The sequence below is a fragment of the Polycladomyces subterraneus genome (assembly GCF_030433435.1).
In the GTDB taxonomy this organism is placed as follows: domain Bacteria; phylum Bacillota; class Bacilli; order Thermoactinomycetales; family JIR-001; genus Polycladomyces; species Polycladomyces subterraneus.
Map to the genome: position 1 here is coordinate 1 of NZ_JANRHH010000045.1, position 17840 is coordinate 17840.

The following is a 17840-nucleotide window of genomic DNA, read 5'->3' on the forward strand; positions in this document are numbered from 1 at the left end:
CAAACAGTGCGGATACACCATCCACGCTGATCTGAATGGGGCGATCAACATCGCCAAAGCCATTTCAGGGTTAGTAGCCTAGCACACTGGTAACAGGTGTGCCGCCCATCCGGGTACGTGCTAACCGGGTGGGATGGGCTGATGACACAGCCCTAGCTTGAGGGTTGCCCGAAACAGAAATGGACTGAGGGCGTTAACCACTCAAGAATCCCACGGCTTTAGCCGTGTGGAGTGTCAATACGATTACGCCCATTTTTCCAGAGCCTTCAAAAACGGCATCGGCATGACCCCGCGGCAGTTTCAACAATGGATTATGAATTTGAACATCCCGGGAAACAATGGAGATGTCGTTTTTGTACAAGATGAGCGGGACCACATGTGCTAATGTAAGAAATGAAGAGAATATTGAAAGGTGGGTAAGAGCATGATCAAACAAATTGCCACAGTAGCCATCTATGTGGAAGATCAGGATGCAGCACTTCAATTTTGGACCGAGAAAATCGGATTCAAAGTATATCGCGATCAACCGATGGGGCCACAAGGAAGATGGATCGAAGTCGGACCAGAAAACGTTCAAACCAGACTGGTACTGTACCCGAAATCGATGATGCCCAACTGGGAGGAACTGAAACCTTCTATCGTGTTTGAATGTGAGGACATCCAAGGAACGTACGAGCGACTCTCCGCCAATGGCGTCAAGTTTTTAGACGAGCCCAAAAAGATGCAATGGGGTACCTTCGTTCAATTTGAGGACCCGGACGGGAACCGTTTTGTGTTGAAGGGATAATTGTATTCTTACAAACGGGAGCCGTTGACTACTTCCGCTTTCAAACCAACAGATGGTTTTCATCAAGCGGTGGTCAACGGCTCTCTATTTTTCGATTCGACATCTGTCCCTCCCGGAATGATTTCACTGATTCGACCGTAAAACAAACGGGTTGACCAACATGATACACGATTATGTCACGCTATTCAGTCATTTGATGAGAAATCAGCCAGTCATTTAGCATGCGGTTAATTCCAATCCCATTTTGGCGACAATAGTAAAAAACACCAAACAAAAATTCCCTTTATCAGGAGGAACATGATGTCTGACTTTATAGAAACCATTATAAGAACGATATTCTCCGTTTTTTTACTCATCATAAGCACTCATATTATTGGAAGACAATCCATTTCCCGTTTAACTTACTTACACTATCTCTCGAGTATCACAATAGGATCGATTGCAGGGAATCTTGCCTTTGATTATAAACTAAGTGCTTTTAATTTAACGGTTTCTGTTGTATTATTTAGTGCCCTTGCTGTTCTGTTGTCATATCTCGCTTTAAAAAACCGCGCTGTAAAAAGATGGATTATCGGAGAACCGGTTATCCTCATCGATAAAGGAAAAATTCTTGAAAAAAATCTATCCAAAATTAATATGAGCCTGGAAGTATTAAGTCAATGTTTAAGAAGAAAAGACATCTTTGATATCAATGAAGTAGAATGCGCGATAATAGAACCGGACGGGGAATTATCAGTTTTAAAAAAATCAATGTATCTTCCAGTCACTCGTAAAGACTTATCGCTTCAAACATCGAACAGTTCATCTCCTACAGAATTGATTGTAGACGGAGAAATCATTTTTGAAAATTTGACCACAAGAAATTTGACGATGGAGTGGTTAGAAAAAGAGTTGAATAAGCGCAAATTGACCCCCAAAGATGTCAACTACATGGTACTGGGTTCAAATCAGCAACTGTATATTGACTTATATCAAGACCGTTTGAATCAATAACCTCTTTCATCAAAACGGTTTCCGATTTTGTGCAAAGCTATGGCGATTCTTTGCGACGAACCACACGCATCGGCCAACTTCCAGTATTGCTCATTTCACAATGCTCACATCGCCCAGTTGACCACGGTCATATCCTCCCGGGCACAAAGCGTTTCGTTCATTTGTCAAGTGGCAAGCTCCATATGCGAGAACAGGATGGGGGCTTTCAGTTACCGTAGATTGTCGCAAGTCGGTGAACGTGACCCCAAGCATCTTCCACCATCCCCAAGGCCCGAGAGTGGGTGAACCCATAACCGTGCCCTCATACCTCACAGAGATACCCGTTTCCGTGAAAGAATAGACTTCAAAAAGATCATCAATCCATTCACTGTTGGATCAACTATTCCACCTTTGTCCGTCAAATGGAGTGTGGTATACTGGTAAAAGGACTTTTGCGGTCATATACCGGATATCAGCAAAAAAGGACAGGTGACATAACGGAATGGAAATGATGGATGCACATCAGATTATCCAATTCATCGCCAACAGTGAGAAAAAAACGCCCGTCAAAGTGCATATCAAGGGGCATCTGGATCAGATCGACTTCGGCCCGAACGTGAAAACGTTCTTTAACGGCAACGTAGGCGTATTGTTCGGGGATTGGAAGGAAGTACAGCCCGTCCTTGAAGCCAACAAAGACAAAATCGAAGATTACGTGGTGGAAAACGACCGGCGCAACTCCGCCATTCCGCTGCTTGACCTGAAAAATATCGAGGCGCGGATCGAACCGGGCGCCATCATTCGTGAGCAGGTGGAAATCGGGAAAAACGCGGTTATCATGATGGGAGCGGTCATTAACATCGGTGCAGTGATCGGCGAAGGCACGATGATCGATATGAACGTGGTCGTCGGCGGCCGCGGTACGATTGGGAAAAACTGCCACATCGGTGCGGGAGCCGTCATCGCCGGTGTGATCGAACCTCCGTCAGCGACACCGGTCATCATCGAAGATGATGTCGTCGTCGGTGCCAACGCCGTGATCCTGGAAGGTGTCCGTGTCGGCAAAGGTTCGGTGGTGGCCGCAGGTGCCGTTGTGACGGAAGATGTGCCGCCCAATACCGTGGTGGCGGGAACCCCGGCCCGGGTCATCAAACAAATTGACGACAAAACCCGGTCCAAAACGGAAATCATGCAGGAACTTCGCAAACTCTAAACCAACCATTTCACGGGCCCTCGGCGGCCCGCCTTTCATATTGGTACAGAAAAAGGGGGAGCCCGATGACCGACTGGCACACACTGGATCAGACCTATATCATGCCCACGGTTCGCCGCTTGCCCATTGCTATTGACAAAGCGGAAGGCAACTACCTGTACGACACGGAAGGCAATCGCTATCTGGATCTGTTCACCGGATTGGCCGTCAACGTGCTCGGCCATTCCCATCCGGCTATCCTGCGGGCTCTGCGAGCACAAGGAGAACGGTTTTTGCACATTTCCAACCTGTTTCTCAACCCACCCGCGATCCGACTCGCGCAACGCTTGGTGGAAAACAGCATCCCGGGCAAAGTGTACTTCGCAAATTCCGGTGCGGAATCGACCGAGGCAGCTATCAAGCTGATCCACAAATGGACAGTCAAACGTGGAGAAGGACGCGACGGAATTGTAGTGATGAAAAACAGCTTCCACGGTCGGACGCTGGGCGCACTGCGGCTGACCCGTCAACCGGGTGTCTATCAGGATTTTCCACAACCCGATTTCCCTTTTTATGAGGTGGAGCCGGAAAACATCGACGAACTGCGGCGCGTTTGTGAAACCCACCGACCCGCCGCCGTTTTGGCTGAACCGATCCAGGGCGCGGGCGGCGTCGTACCGCTGTCTGATGCCTACTTACAGGAAATGGCCCGTCTCTGTGAACAACACGGCATCCTGCTGTGCATGGACGAGATTCAGACCGGTATAGGTCGGACAGGCAAACTATTCGCTTACCAACACTACGGCCTGCAACCCGACCTCATTCTCTTTGCCAAAGGGATCGGCGGTGGTCTGCCGCTGGGTGGCATCATCGCCGGGGAGAAACTGATGGATCTCTTCCAGCCGGGCGATCACGGCACCACATTCGCCCCGTCACCACTCAGCGCCGCTCTGGGCAATGCCGTGCTGGACGTGCTGTTTGAAGAAGGGCAAATGGAGAAGGGACGAGAAACGGCGGAGTACTTGTGGAGCCGACTGCGAGAGCTGAAAGAACGTTATCCCGAGATCATCCACAGTGTTCAGGGAAAAGGGATGATGATTGGCATCCGCACCAATCGGAGTGCGGAGGAAATCGCGGATTGGCAAAAAACGTTGTTGAAGGAAGGCATTTTGTTCAATGTGACCGCGAAAACTGTGATCCGCCTGCTGCCGCCGCTGACGCTCACGCGGGAAGAAGTGGACCTTTTCATCGAACGGATGGAACAATACATGAAACGTACCTTTTTGTGAGAGGGGTGGGCCGGATGAGCGCCGTTTCAGATCAGAGCCTGAATCCGTTTATCCGGATTCGGCGGCAATTGCATCAAATCCCCGAACCCGGTTTTGCCGAATTCAAAACGCAGCAATTCATCCTGGATTATCTCGCGGGACTGCCACAAGAACGGTTGCAGGTCCGCACTTGGCGCACCGGTGTGTTGATGAGGATTCCCGGAACCGCTCCACGCCGATGCATCGGATACCGTGCCGACATGGACGCCCTGCCGTTGGATGAGGAGACGACGCTTCCCTTCAAATCAACTCATCCCGGTTATATGCATGCCTGCGGTCACGATATGCATATGGCGATCGCGCTAGGTGTATTGACCCATTTCGTCCATCATCCCGTTCGAGACGACCTGTTGTTCGTCTTTCAACCGGCTGAAGAAGGACCGGGCGGTGCCCAACCCATGTTGGAAAGTGAGGAATTCCGCTCCTGGAAACCGGATTGCATGTTTGCCCTTCATATTGCGCCGGAGTATCCTGTGGGAACAATCGCTGTCAAGCCCGGCATCCTGTTCGCCAACACATCGGAGCTGTTCATCGACCTGGTCGGCAAAAGCGGCCACGCCGCCTATCCCCACCAGGCCAATGACATGGTGCTGGCCACCTCCCATCTGGCTATTCAATTGCACCATATCGTTTCGCGCAACATCGACCCGTTGGATTCGGCCATTGTCACCATCGGCAAAGTGACCATCGGCACCAAGCAAAATATCATCGCCGGGAAAGGGCGGCTGGAAGGGACGATCCGCACCCTGTCGATGGATTCGATGCGGAAAATCAAGTCACGAATTGAAGCGATGGTGCGTGGAATCGAAGAGAGTTTTGAATGTGAGGCAACCATCGACTGGGGCGCCAACTACTGTCAAGTGTATAACGACGAACCATTGACGACGGAGTTTATGGACTGGCTCCGTCAAACGAACATCGCCAACCTGACGGTATGTAAAGAAGCGATGACCGGCGAGGATTTCGGCTACTTTTTGCAGAAGATCCCGGGCTTCATGTTCTGGCTGGGCGTTGACACGCCGTACGGATTACATCATCCGAAAATCGAGCCGAATGAAGAGGCCATCCCCGTCGCTATTCGTGTATTGACAGAATATATCACGTGGAAAGCTTCAAAAGAAACCTGAAACCGACATTCTTGTTTGCCGGAACGCACCCAGTGACTTGCTCCGCACGGCTAAAGCCGTGGGCTTCTCGCTTTATCTGGCGTGGCAACCCACATCCATCCACGAAGGCTTCGTCCAAGCCTAGAAAAGGTTTAGTTCTAGTTGTCCGTATCTCGGTTCAGGAACGTATCCATTCGCTTGATGTAGGATATTTCTTGCAGCATTGACATCTCTGTCTGCAACATATCCGCATGAGCAACGATGGATACGTTCTTTTAATGTCTTCTTTACGGTCCGACCACATTCAGAGCATGCCTGTGACGTGTTGTGAGGATCGACCGTGATCACCTGCTTACCGGCCCACTCTGCCTTGTAAGTTGTGAATTGCACGAGCATCCTCCAACCAGCATCGGCAATGCTCATAGCCAGATTGTGATTCTTCAACATACCCTGAACGTTCAAGTCCTCGAAAGCGATTAGATCGTAGTTGTCCACCAGATAGCGGCTTATCTTGTGCGCGGTGTCCCTTCTCTGGTTTGCTATGTACTCGTGAACCTTCGCCAACATCGCAACCACTTTACGCCTACGATTCGACCCTTTTTTCCTCCGGGAAACCATACGCTGAAGAAATTTCAACCGTCTTTCCGCTTTCCGAGGGTACTTGGGATGATCGAAGAATTCGCCATCAGACGTGATAGCCAGATGTTTCACACCGAGATCGACTCCTACTTGTCGACCAGTTCTGGATAACTTCAGCTCTACCTCACATGAAATACAAGCGTAATACTTCCCGTTCTTCCGTTTGATGGTGCAAGTTTTGATCTTTCCTTCAATCTGGCGGTGTAGTTTGATTCTCATATCGCCGATTTTGGAGAGCTTTAGGTACTTTCCATCCAGTTTGTAGCCAGCTTGAGGATAGGTGAAGCTATCGTATCGGTTCTTACCTTGAAAGCGAGGGTATCCTTGTTTTTCCCCGCGTTGTACTCGAAGGAAAAACGCTTGAAATGCTTTGTCTAACCGCTTGGCTACGTCTTGAAGAACCTGAGAATGGATCTCTTTAAACTCCGGGATCTCCTTCTTGATCTCTGGGAGCTCTACTGCTTGCTTGTTATAGTTCAACGTAATACCGCGTCTTTTGTAGGTGAACTTTCGTTGTTCAAGCATGGAGTTGTAGAGCCAGCGGCACATGCCCAGTGTCCATTCAATCTTCCCGATTTGCTCTTTCGTTGGTTTCAGCTTGAATTTGTAGGTTCTCATCACCGTGATCAACTCTTTGTACGGTCTTTTTCTTGTATTATACGGGACTCTATATACGGGATTCTACCATTTTCAGAATTGACCAGAAGAACATTGGAACAATGTCGGACTTGCGAGAGCTGAAGCCCTCCCGCGTCCAACGCTCGCTTTCATCCCAACCCTAAAGGGGTGGGTTTTCCCGCTCGCTCTTTATAGCAAAAGCCGCCCTCCGGCCAATTGTTCCAGATCGTGTTCCTGCCGAGGAAGGCGGTCTTTTCCCAGTTAGTGACGGTTGAGTTCAAAATCGTTATCAACAGGTGTTTTCTCATCGCTGTGAAAACGCCTGTTTATTTTGTGGTACAAATGCGTACCGCTGATGACGGATACACAGTTGCAATGAAAAATGCCCCAATCATTGATACAAGACCCTAAAAATTGCGATACACTGGAAGTGTCCAAACCAACTTTTTCATTATCTTCCTGATCTCAATCAGGGTCATCCGGTTACATCTGATCGATCAGCCGGTACTGGCAAAACTGGTTTCTCGTTTAATGATACAAATAACGACTGAAATGGAGACGATTTTATCTGATGAATATCAACACTTGTCGAGGTGAGGGGTGTGCAAAAGAACATCGCTGTTCGTGTTGAACATTTGTCCAAACGTTTTGGAGAAGTTCAAGCGGTTCATGATATCAGTTTTGATGTGTTGGAAGGCGAATGCTTCGGATTGCTTGGGCCAAACGGGGCTGGAAAGTCAACTACGATCAAAATGATGACCACCCTTCTGTCGATCGATGAAGGGGTTATAGAAATCGCAGGTCATTCTGTTCAAAAACATCCTACACATGTACGTGAATCCATTGGATATGTTCCACAGATGTTGTCAGTCGACGGTACGTTAACCGGGTATGAAAATCTTTTGATCTTTAGTAAGCTTTATGGGTTACGGCGCAAAGAACGGGAAGAACGAATCGCTCAAATTCTATCGCTCATTGGACTGGAAGAAGCAGCAGACCGACAGGTTAAAACCTATTCCGGCGGAATGATTCGAAAACTGGAGATCGGACAGGCGATCCTTCATTATCCAAAAGTACTGTTTTTGGACGAACCGACTGTTGGACTTGACCCGGTTGCGCGCAGGGGAATTTGGGAACATATTGAAAAGTTGCGTCAAGAACATCATATGACCGTCATTCTAACAACACATTACATGGACGAAGCTGAATCTCTTTGTTCACGGATTGCCATTATGAACAAAGGTCAAATTGCTGCATTGGGGACAGTTGAAGAGCTTCGTGAAAAGACGGGAAATCCCGAAGCCAGCATGGACGATATCTTTGCTCACTTTGCTGGACAAATTGACAATCAGAATCAGGAAGGGGAGTTTCGAAATGTCTTCCGTAACCGCCGCACCGCAAAACGACTCGGTTAAAAAACGAAACCCCATAATTCAGTATTTTTTTCATGTTTGGACGATCGTGGAATTGGAAGCTCGGAAGGTACGAAAAGATCCGACGGACCTTCTCATGCGTGGAATTCAACCGGCTTTGTGGCTGCTCGTGTTCGGTCAGGCATTTTCCCATATAAGAGCAATTCCGACAGGTCATGTCAGTTACCAGGCTTTTTTAACTCCGGGAATTTTGGCACAGTCTATTACATTCATCTCCATATTTTATGGAATCGCGATCATCTGGGAACGTGATATGGGGCTGTTGCAAAAAATTGTTTCTACGCCCATCAGACGGTCATCGCTTATCCTTGGCAAAATGTTGTCGGCATCCTTACGGGCGCTTTTTCAGGCGGCTGTGATCATGATCTTGGCAATCGTCCTGGGTATTCATTTGAATTGGAGCTTCATTTCAATCGCTGGAGTCTTGTTCACTGTCGTCCTAGGCGGAACTTTTTTTTCAGGAATGTCGATGTTTATTGCAGCTTTAGTACGTACACGGGAACGGATGATGGGATTTGGACAACTCATCACGATGCCGCTTTTCTTTTCATCGAACGCATTGTATCCAAGGTCAATCATGCCAACTTGGTTAAAAGTACTGGCTACTGTCAATCCAATGAGTTATCTTGTTGATGCACTTCGAGGATTATTGATTTCGGTTTCTGAAGTTCATCTCTTTATGGATTGGTTCGTTCTCTTTGCAGCTTCAGTGGTTATGTGGTTGCTGAACAAAGCGTTATTCTTTCGTATACTGTCCGTTTAAACCCGAATCTTCTCCACTTGTCAAACTCCCCGTGGATCTCAAATTCAATTCCTTGAAAACCCGGCAACGAATTGTAGCCGGGTACTTCTTTGTATAAAGACTCATTTTTGCTCTATCATTCTGAGTGAATCACAATTCATTCTTCTCTTGCAATGGGGAGCGGATCGAGATATACTAATTACGAACATATGTTCCGATCCGTGAGGAGGAGATACTTTGCAACTCACACTCGGATGGCGCGTGACGTATCGGCAGTTGGCTTGTATTGGCCATGGGTTAGATCCCTTTCATATCGTCCCTTCCGCTTCCACTGGAAGTCCCGTCTCCGGGGCCGTTTCTCCCCGACGTTGCCCCGAATAGTAAAAAGGGTGACCGGTTCAATAATAAACCGGTCACCCTTTTTTGTGTTTTAGCTGACCATCAACCGATCGAGCCTTCCATCTCCAGCTTGATGAGACGGTTCATCTCCACCGCATATTCCATCGGCAGTTCCTTGGTGAAAGGTTCGATAAAGCCCATCACGATCATTTGTGTGGCTTCTTCTTCACTCAACCCACGACTCATCAGGTAGAAGAGCTGATCTTCGCTCACTTTGCTGACCGTGGCTTCGTGTTCTAGAGTGATATCATCGTTCAGAATTTCATTGTACGGAATCGTGTCGGAAGTGGATTGGTCATCCAGAATCAAGGTATCGCATTTGACGTTGGCTTTGGACCCTTGTGAATTGCGGCCGAAGCTGGTCAAACCGCGATAAGTGACCTTACCACCTTGCTTACTGATCGACTTGGAAATGATCGTCGCTGTGCAATTGGGAGCCAATGCCACCACTTTGGCACCAGCGTCCTGATGCTGACCTTTGCCTGCGACCGCGATGGAGAGGACGTCCGCCTTGGCACCTTCCCCTTTCATGATGACGGCCGGATACTTCATGGTCAGTTTGGAGCCAATGTTGCCGTCCACCCATTCCATGTGCGCCCCTTCTTCGGCGACCGCACGTTTGGTCACCAAGTTGTAGATGTTGGGCGCCCAGTTTTGAATCGTGGTGTAGCGGCAACGGGCATTCTTCTTGACGATGATCTCCACAACAGCGCTGTGCAGCGAGTCGGTGCTGTAGATCGGAGCCGTACAACCTTCGACGTAATGGACGAAGCTCCCTTCGTCCGCAATGATGAGCGTCCGTTCAAATTGCCCCATGTTTTCGGAGTTGATCCGGAAGTACGCCTGCAACGGTACTTCGCATTTTACCCCCGGCGGGACGTAGATGAAGCTGCCGCCGCTCCAGACCGCACTGTTCAAAGCGGCAAATTTGTTGTCAGACGGCGGTACGACCGTGCCGAAGTACTCCTTCACCAGTTCCGGATATTCGCGTACGGCAGTGTCCGTGTCGCAGAAAATGACCCCTTGTTCTTCCAGCTCTTTTTGCATGTTGTGGTAAACCACTTCCGACTCATACTGCGCCGATACGCCTGCCAAGAACTTCTGCTCGGCTTCCGGAATCCCCAAACGATCAAAAGTCCGTTTGATCTCTTCCGGCACTTCATCCCAAGAACGTCCTTGGCGTTCAGACGGTTTTACATAGTAGGTGATGCTGTCAAAGTCCAAATCATCCAATTTACCGGGCAAAATGGAGAACCATTTGCTATTCATTTCGTTGGGCAAAGGCATTTTGTAAAACTGCTCCAACGCTTTCAGGCGAAACTCCAGCATCCACTCGGGTTCGCCCTTCATCCGGGAAATCTCCTCAACGATCTCCCGAGTCAAACCCCGTTTGGCCCGGTAAACGGCTACATCTTTATCGCGAAAGCCGTATTTGTACTCAGACAGATCCGGCAGTTCTTTCGCCATGTTCAATCCCCCCTTGTAGGGCTTAGTGCCCGCTTGCCTGGGAGCTCTTCAATCCTTTCTCCAAGGCCTTCCAAGCCAGAGTGGCACATTTGATCCGCGCTGGAAACTTCGACACGCCACTCAAGGCTTCGATATCTTCCAACGGGAACTGTTCAAAGTCCACGTCTTTTCCTTGCATCATTTCAGAAAAGAGATCCACCAAGCGAAGGGCTTCTTCCACTTTCAGTCCTTTAACAGCTTCCGTCATCATCGAGGCGGAAGCCAGACTGATCGAGCAGCCTTCACCCAAGAACTTTGCTTCTTCTATTGTACCATCCTTCACCCGCATCTGCACGGAGACACGGTCACCGCATGTTGGATTGTTCAGATCGACGGTGACTGCGCCGTCCTCGATTCTTCCACGATTGCGGGGTTTCTGGTAATGGTCCATAATCACGCGACGGTACAAATCATCCAAGGACATGACCGAAATACTCCTTCGTTTTTTGTAACCCTTTCACCAACAGATCAATATCTTCTTCCGAGTTGTACAGATAGAAGCTGGCCCGCGCCGTGGCCGTCACATTCAACCACCGCATCAGCGGTTGCGCACAGTGGTGTCCGGCACGAACGGCAATCCCTTCAGCGTCCAGTACCGTGGCCACGTCATGCGGATGGATATTGCCCAAGTTAAACGTGATGACGGCCATTCGGTCCTGTTTGGGACCGTAAATGGTGAGACCATCGATCTTCTCCAACTGCTCGATTGCATAAGCGGCCAGTTTGCGGTCATGCGCTTCGACGGTGTCCATGCCGATCTCCTGCAGATAATCGATGGCTGCCCCGAGACCGATCGCGCCGGCGATAATCGGCGTGCCACCTTCAAATTTCCACGGCAATTCTTTCCAGGTGGAATCGTACAAATCCACATGATCGATCATTTCCCCGCCGAATTCGACCGGCTCCATCCGTTCCAACAGCGATTCTTTCCCGTAGAGTACGCCGATCCCGGTCGGTGCCATCATTTTGTGTCCGGAAAAGGCAAGGAAATCGCAATCCAAATCCTGAACGTCTACTTTCATGTGCGGCACACTCTGCGCCCCGTCGACGACGATGACACCGCCGACTGCATGCACCATGGCAGCAAGCTCTTTGACCGGATTCACCGTACCCAACACATTGGACACATGTCCGATAGCGACGATTTTCGTCCGCTCGGTGATGATTTGTTTCGCCTTTTCCAGATCGATCGTGCCGTCCGGTTCCAGCTCAAAATATTTCAGCGTCGCGCCTGTCGCTTTGGCCGCCTGTTGCCACGGAATCAGGTTACTGTGATGTTCCGCCGGGGAAATGACGATTTCATCGCCTTCACCCAGATGAGTCCGTGCGTAGCTGTGCGCCACCAGGTTGAGGGCAGTCGTCGTTCCCCGCGTGAAAATCACTTCCTTGGTGGAACGGGCATTGATAAATCCGCGTACTTTTTCCCGTGCTCCTTCGTACGCATCCGTAGCGCGGGTGCCCAGCGTGTGTACCCCGCGGTGCACATTGGAGTTGTAACCGCGGTAGTATTGTTCCACAGCCTCGATAACCTGAATCGGCTTTTGCGACGTAGCTGCACTATCAAGATATACCAACGGATGACCATTTACTTCCTGATGCAGAATCGGAAAATCTTTTTTATACTGATTCATCTTCCGAATTTCCTTTCGATCACGCCGTGCAGACGTTCACGCAGCGCCTCAATCGGAATGGCCGACAACACCGGGGACAAGAAACCGAAAATGATGAGCTTTTCCGCTTCCTGACGCGGGATGCCGCGGGCCATCAGATAAAACAGTTGCAACTCGTCGACCCGTCCGACACTGGCAGCGTGACCCGCTTTCACGTCGTTTTCATCGATCAGGAGAATCGGGTTGGCATCCCCGCGGGCTTCGCGATTGAGCATCAACACTTTTTCGGCTTGCTGACCGTTCGCTTGCTTCGCACCCTTTTCGATTTTGGTGATGCCGTTGATGATCGAAGACGCTTGGTCTTTCACCACGCCGCGCGCGTTGATGTCACTTTCGGTCGCTTTGCCCCAGTGATGTACGGTCGACGTGATGTTGGCGCGCGTTTCTTCGGTCCCCACGGCGATGGTTTTGACGTCGACGGAACCTCCGTCGCCTTTGAGATGCGTCGTGTTATCGGAGATGACCCGACCGGTGCCGAGATCGCCGACGATCCATTCCATCCGCCCATCCCGATCCACGATGGCACGGCGGTAGGTCGTATCGACGATTTGGTCACCCATGTTATTCACCGTTGCCACACGAACATGGGCTCCCGATCCGACAAACGTTTCGATGATGCTGTTGTTGACACCGGTCGTCCCGTTTTTGTCGGAAACGAAATTGACGACCAAATCCACACGGCTGTTGTCTTCAGCAACCACCAACACGTGCGGCAACATGCCGACTTCCGAACCTTCGGCCCAGAACAAGCTTTGGAACGGCAGATCCACTTGCACATTGCGTGGAACATACAGGAAGACGCCACCCGACCACAATGCGGCATGCAACGCAGCTAGGCGATGTTCATCCGCCCGTACTGCATCGGTCATAAAGTATCGTTTCACCAGCTCCGGATGTTCACGCACAGCGGAGGCGAGATCCTGGAAGATGACACCTTTCTCCGCAAGTTCGCTCTGCAAGTAGCGGTACACCGGGCTGGAGTTTTTTTGTACGATCACATTGTCATCCTGTGCTTCAGAGGACAGCAAGGCGCGAATCTCTTCGGGCAGTTGACTCAGACCCGACAGCGATTCTGCCGGGGTGTACGGTTGGAACGAAGTGAAGTTCCAACGGTCAATCCGCGTCTTCTCCACTTTAGGCAGAGGGAGTGACGCGGCGGTTTTCAACGCGTTCAGGCGAAGCTGGAGCATCCATTCAGGCTCTTGCTGGGACTGAGACAGTGTCTCGACGACGTTTTGCTCGAACAACAATCCGGTATCTACGCTCATGATCGCCACCCCGCCTTTACGATTGCTGCCCGACGGTTTCGTCTTCGATGCCCAGCTCTTCCTTGATCCAATCGTAGCCTTCCGCTTCCAGCCGTTCCGCCAATTCCGGGCCGCCCGACTTCACGATCCGTCCTTGCATGAATACATGGACGAAATCAGGTTTGATGTAGTTCAACAACCGTTGATAGTGCGTAATGATCAGAACGCCCAAGTTGGGACCCAGCATGGAGTTGACGCCTTTAGCCACCACTTTCAACGCATCGATATCGAGACCGGAGTCGATTTCGTCCAGGATGGCAATGCGGGGTTCCAACATCATCATCTGCAAAATCTCGTTCCGTTTTTTCTCCCCACCGGAGAAACCTTCGTTCAGATAACGGTGGGCAAATGATTCATCCATGTTGAGCATGGCCATTTTTTCGTCCATTTTGCGGATGAACTTCATCAGGGAAATTTCGTTACCTTCCCCGCGTTTCGCGTTGATGGCGGTACGCAGGAAATCCGAGTTGGTCACCCCGCTGATCTCACTCGGATACTGCATCGCCAGGAACAAGCCCTTGCGAGCCCGTTCATCCACTTCCATCTCCAACACGTCTTCGCCGTCCAGCGTCACGCTCCCACTGGTCACTTCGTATTTGGGATGTCCCATCAGCGCCGAAGCCAACGTACTTTTCCCCGTCCCGTTGGGACCCATGATGGCGTGTACTTCGCCGCCATTGACTTCCAGATTGACGCCTTTGAGAATTTCTTTTCCTTCTACGTTGACGCGGAGATTTTCTATTTTGAGCTTAGGTGCGTTCGACATATACAATTCCTCCAATGTGTCAGCACTTGACTTGTATGATCAAACCGAACGGCGCCTGTCTGGGCGTGTCTGGTCGATCCAAGTTTGCTGATTTACCGCCCAACAAAGTTCGGGCAAAAAATTGCCCTTCTGACTTTGTTTCATAACCTATTCTTGGGCCGGTATATGACCAGACTCGTCCTGGGCGCCTTCGGGAATTTCCAACGCCAGTGCGTCCCGATTCCATTTGCGAGGTGGCCGTAGCTGATGGTACGATGAAACCGAGACGTTGAAACCAATCCTTCCTTAAAGTGATTATCATCTGATTCTCATTCTATTCTATACCATGTGCTCAAGGGGATCAAGGTACAATCGTGTATGAATGAACATAGTGTTATCCCATCCAGAAAGTCTGTCAGCTTTAACTTGCAGGAATAGGAGGAGAAACATGCGCCTCGCTGGAAAAAAAGTGATTGCGCTGGTGGAAAACGAATTTGAGGATTTGGAGCTCTGGTATCCCGTCCTCCGCGCTCGGGAAGAAGGAGCGGAAGTGGTATTGGTCGGCCCTAAGGCAAACGCCCAGTACAAAGGAAAATATGGTGTACCCGTCCAGACGGATGCAGCATTCGACGACATCAACCCGCATGATTTCGACGGCATTCTGGTTCCTGGCGGATGGGCACCCGACAAGCTGCGGCGTTACGAATCGGTGCTGAATATGGTCCGCGTGATGGATGCGGCACAAAAACCGATTGGACATATTTGCCATGCGGGTTGGGTGCTGATCTCCGCCGGCATTCTCCGCGGCAAACGGGTCACATCAACGCCCGGCATCCGCGACGATATGGTGAATGCCGGGGCGATCTGGGTCGATGAACCAGTCGTCGTCGACGGACACATCATCTCCAGCCGTCGCCCGCCGGATTTACCGCCTTACGCCAAAGCGTTTTGCGACGCATTGGCCGAAAGCTGATCCATGCAGCCGATCCGATGTATTCAGTGCTACCTACAGAGACCGGGCGGCCGATGTGAATATTGCCCCCTGCACAAGAATAACCGGCATCTTTACCGACCCATTGGCGATGGTTGGTATGTTCGAGTGGAGTCCGATCCGTCCCCGCCCCGCGATTCCGCCAAACAGAATGACCGAGATCAGCACAAACCTTAAAAACAAAACAGCCTTCCGCATTAATCGCGGAAGGCTGTTTTGTTTCGTACTTATATCGAAGCCGCAAATTTTTCCGGATCTTTTTCTTCTTTGCTGGCTTGGATGTACTCAGTTTCCCAAGCGCTTTTGATTCCCCAGTAGTAGAAGACCAAAGACGTTACGGCAATCAGCACCATATCGACACCGTACGGAATATAGTTGTGTCCGCCGAATTTGTCGCTACCCAGATACGAGACCAGAATCATATAGGCCAGATACACGATCAGCCACAAGCCCGCTTTCATCTGGCGGCCAAAACCGTTCCAGTTCGATTTCGCCTGATAATAGAAGTAAATCGGCAGACCCAACAGCATGATGAAGATGACTTCACCCGTCAACGGCCATGTCGCCCAGTACAAAATCAAAGACGCCAGGATGAACGCCACCGGTGCAATGATCGACATGCCCTTCACTTTGAGCGGGCGGTTCAGATGCGGACCCGTACGGCGCAACGCCATGACCGAGATTGGTCCCGTCACATACGAAATCAATGTCGCGACCGAAATCACCTCAGCCAAGGAACCCCACCCGCGGAACAAGAGCAGGAACATGAACGAAATGGCCAAGTTGAACCACATCGCCGCGCGCGGCACACCGTAAAGCGGGTGAATGACGCCGAAAATTCCCGGCATGTATCCGTTTTCTTTCATGCCGTAAATCATCCGCGCAGTGGTGGCGGTATAGGTGATCCCCGTGCCTGACGGCGAAACGAAGGCATCTGCGAACAGGATCAACGCCAACCAGTTCAGATTCAGCGCGATGGCCAAATCGGCAAACGGAGAATTCAGGTTGATGTTGGCCCAACCTTTGGACACCTGTTCAGGTGACACCGAACCGACATATGCGACTTGCAACAAGACGTAGATCAGACCGGCGATCAGAATCGAACCGACCACAGCTATTGGAATGGAGCGGTTCGGGTTTCTTGCTTCTCCCGCCAGGTTGACAGGGCTTTGGAATCCGTTGAACGCAAACACCACACCGGAGGTGGCGATCGCCGTCAGCACCCCGGACCATCCGTAAGGGGTGAAACCACCGTGGTCCGTAAAGTTGCCGCTGTGGAATCCGGCGAAAATCAGACCCAGCGCCGTCAATGCCGGCACGATGAATTTGAAGACGGTGATGGCGCTGTTGGCCACGGCAAACAGACGAACGGTCCAGTAGTTCAACAGAAAATACACAATGACCAAAATGCCAGCCAAGAAGAGACCCATCGGCGACAATTCTTTCCCGTCATACAAACTGTGGGCCCACTCCCATGGCCACGAGCTCATATACTGAATGGACGCTTCCGCTTCAACCGGAATAACGGAAACAATCGCGATCCAGTTGGCCCAACCGGAAATGAAACCGACAAAAGATCCATGAGAATATTGGGCATAACGCACCATTCCGCCCGATTGTGGAAACATCGCGCCCAACTCCGCATACGTCAAACCGATGAACATAATGGCGATCATACCCAAAATCCAGGCGAAAATCGCCGCAGGTCCGGCAACTGATGCCGCTTTCCACGCACCGAACAACCAGCCAGAGCCGATGATGGAGCCCAAGCCCGTCATCATCAGGGCAAACGTTCCCAAATCTTTTTTCATGTTTTTTTCTGACACGGAATCACTTCCTTTCCATCGGCGATAAACATACATACAAATGCATAAATATGCAATGGCAACCATGCTGGGGTTGGCTGACGCGGATGTCGGCCCTGCTGTCGTTCCGAATCCGCAAAAGCAACATATCGCTGATTTATTACGACAAAAATGACGGAAGGTGCTACACTGGATAAATCATACGTTAACTAATATAACATAATCAGTGGGAACCATGCCAATACTTTATACTTGGAAGTGTTTGACAACTCTTGTTTGTGAAAAAGAAAACCTGCCAAAAGGCAGGTGAGATCACTCTGACAAGCTGACAAGTGGTTGGACAACTGGGATTTCTGGTGTACCGTTTTTCCTCTCGCTCCTCTTTCGGTAGACTCCAAGGTCGCTCATGGGAAAACGACCACCCCTTATAGCGGAGCACCACGTTTATCTAAAAAGTACATCAGATGGATGAATTTGGCTCTCCCTCATAACAACTCTTTGTTTTCATCCATTCTCGATATTGTCTGCCAACAAAAGAAAAACAGATCTGATGATCCAAATGAACTCAACAAATACGCATTCGCACCTAATCCCAATCCA

15 protein-coding genes are annotated in these 17840 nt (G+C 50.2%); 8 read left to right on the plus strand and 7 right to left on the minus strand.

The window, feature by feature from the left end; genetic code table 11:
* Positions 1-424: 424 nt before the first annotated feature.
* From NWF35_RS12495 to NWF35_RS12515, 5 genes are all read left to right on the plus strand, one after another.
* On the plus strand, positions 425-787 hold the full coding sequence (locus tag NWF35_RS12495; RefSeq protein ID WP_301239503.1) for a VOC family protein: 363 nt from the start codon (positions 425-427) through the stop codon (positions 785-787).
* Between the two features lie 300 nt (positions 788-1087).
* Entirely contained in the window at positions 1088-1780 is a 693-nt protein-coding gene (locus NWF35_RS12500; RefSeq protein ID WP_301239504.1) for a DUF421 domain-containing protein, read from the plus strand.
* A 481-nt stretch (positions 1781-2261) separates the two neighbouring features.
* Positions 2262-2972, plus strand: coding sequence for a 2,3,4,5-tetrahydropyridine-2,6-dicarboxylate N-acetyltransferase (dapD, locus tag NWF35_RS12505; protein ID WP_301239505.1), 711 nt, complete (start codon positions 2262-2264; stop codon positions 2970-2972).
* 65 nt (positions 2973-3037) lie between these two features.
* Positions 3038-4240, plus strand: a complete 1203-nt coding sequence (locus NWF35_RS12510; RefSeq protein WP_301239506.1) for an aspartate aminotransferase family protein — start codon at positions 3038-3040, stop codon at positions 4238-4240.
* 14 nt (positions 4241-4254) lie between these two features.
* Positions 4255-5406: an N-acetyldiaminopimelate deacetylase gene (locus NWF35_RS12515; RefSeq protein WP_301239507.1), complete on the plus strand. Its 1152-nt coding sequence runs from the start codon at positions 4255-4257 to the stop codon at positions 5404-5406.
* Positions 5407-5526: 120 nt separating this feature from the next.
* Here the strand turns inward: NWF35_RS12515 and NWF35_RS12520 are convergent, their stop codons facing one another.
* Positions 5527-6642, minus strand: coding sequence for an RNA-guided endonuclease InsQ/TnpB family protein (locus NWF35_RS12520; protein WP_301239556.1), 1116 nt, complete (start codon positions 6640-6642; stop codon positions 5527-5529).
* A 602-nt stretch (positions 6643-7244) separates the two neighbouring features.
* Between NWF35_RS12520 and NWF35_RS12525 the strand changes: the two genes are divergently transcribed.
* A complete protein-coding gene (locus tag NWF35_RS12525) occupies positions 7245-8057 on the plus strand; it encodes an ABC transporter ATP-binding protein (RefSeq protein ID WP_301239509.1) in 813 nt (270 codons plus the stop codon).
* Positions 8017-8838, plus strand: coding sequence for an ABC transporter permease (locus NWF35_RS12530; protein WP_301239510.1), 822 nt, complete (start codon positions 8017-8019; stop codon positions 8836-8838). Before NWF35_RS12525 ends, NWF35_RS12530 begins: the two co-directional genes overlap by 41 nt.
* 420 nt (positions 8839-9258) lie before the next feature.
* Here the strand turns inward: NWF35_RS12530 and sufB are convergent, their stop codons facing one another.
* The 5 genes from sufB to sufC are packed head-to-tail and all read right to left on the minus strand — an operon-like array spanning position 9259 to position 14465.
* Positions 9259-10683, minus strand: a complete 1425-nt coding sequence (sufB, locus tag NWF35_RS12535; protein WP_205496518.1) for a Fe-S cluster assembly protein SufB — start codon at positions 10681-10683, stop codon at positions 9259-9261.
* A 22-nt stretch (positions 10684-10705) separates the two neighbouring features.
* Complete coding sequence (sufU, locus tag NWF35_RS12540) at positions 10706-11146, minus strand: Fe-S cluster assembly sulfur transfer protein SufU (protein WP_301239511.1); 441 nt, start codon at positions 11144-11146, stop codon at positions 10706-10708.
* Positions 11133-12353, minus strand: a complete 1221-nt coding sequence (locus tag NWF35_RS12545; RefSeq protein WP_301239512.1) for a cysteine desulfurase — start codon at positions 12351-12353, stop codon at positions 11133-11135. Before NWF35_RS12545 ends, sufU begins: the two co-directional genes overlap by 14 nt.
* Positions 12350-13660, minus strand: coding sequence for a Fe-S cluster assembly protein SufD (gene sufD / locus NWF35_RS12550; protein WP_301239513.1), 1311 nt, complete (start codon positions 13658-13660; stop codon positions 12350-12352). Before sufD ends, NWF35_RS12545 begins: the two co-directional genes overlap by 4 nt.
* Before the next feature lie 16 nt (positions 13661-13676).
* Entirely contained in the window at positions 13677-14465 is a 789-nt protein-coding gene (gene sufC / locus NWF35_RS12555) for a Fe-S cluster assembly ATPase SufC (RefSeq protein ID WP_301239514.1), read from the minus strand.
* A gap of 427 nt (positions 14466-14892) precedes the next feature.
* On the opposite strand from sufC, the gene NWF35_RS12560 reads away from it, so the two are divergent.
* Positions 14893-15417, plus strand: a complete 525-nt coding sequence (locus NWF35_RS12560; RefSeq protein WP_301239515.1) for a type 1 glutamine amidotransferase domain-containing protein — start codon at positions 14893-14895, stop codon at positions 15415-15417.
* A gap of 245 nt (positions 15418-15662) precedes the next feature.
* Here NWF35_RS12560 and NWF35_RS12565 read toward each other — a convergent pair whose 3' ends face one another.
* Positions 15663-17246 (minus strand): APC family permease, encoded by a 1584-nt coding sequence (locus NWF35_RS12565; protein WP_301239557.1) that lies wholly within the window; start codon positions 17244-17246, stop codon positions 15663-15665.
* Positions 17247-17840: the final 594 nt, after the last annotated feature.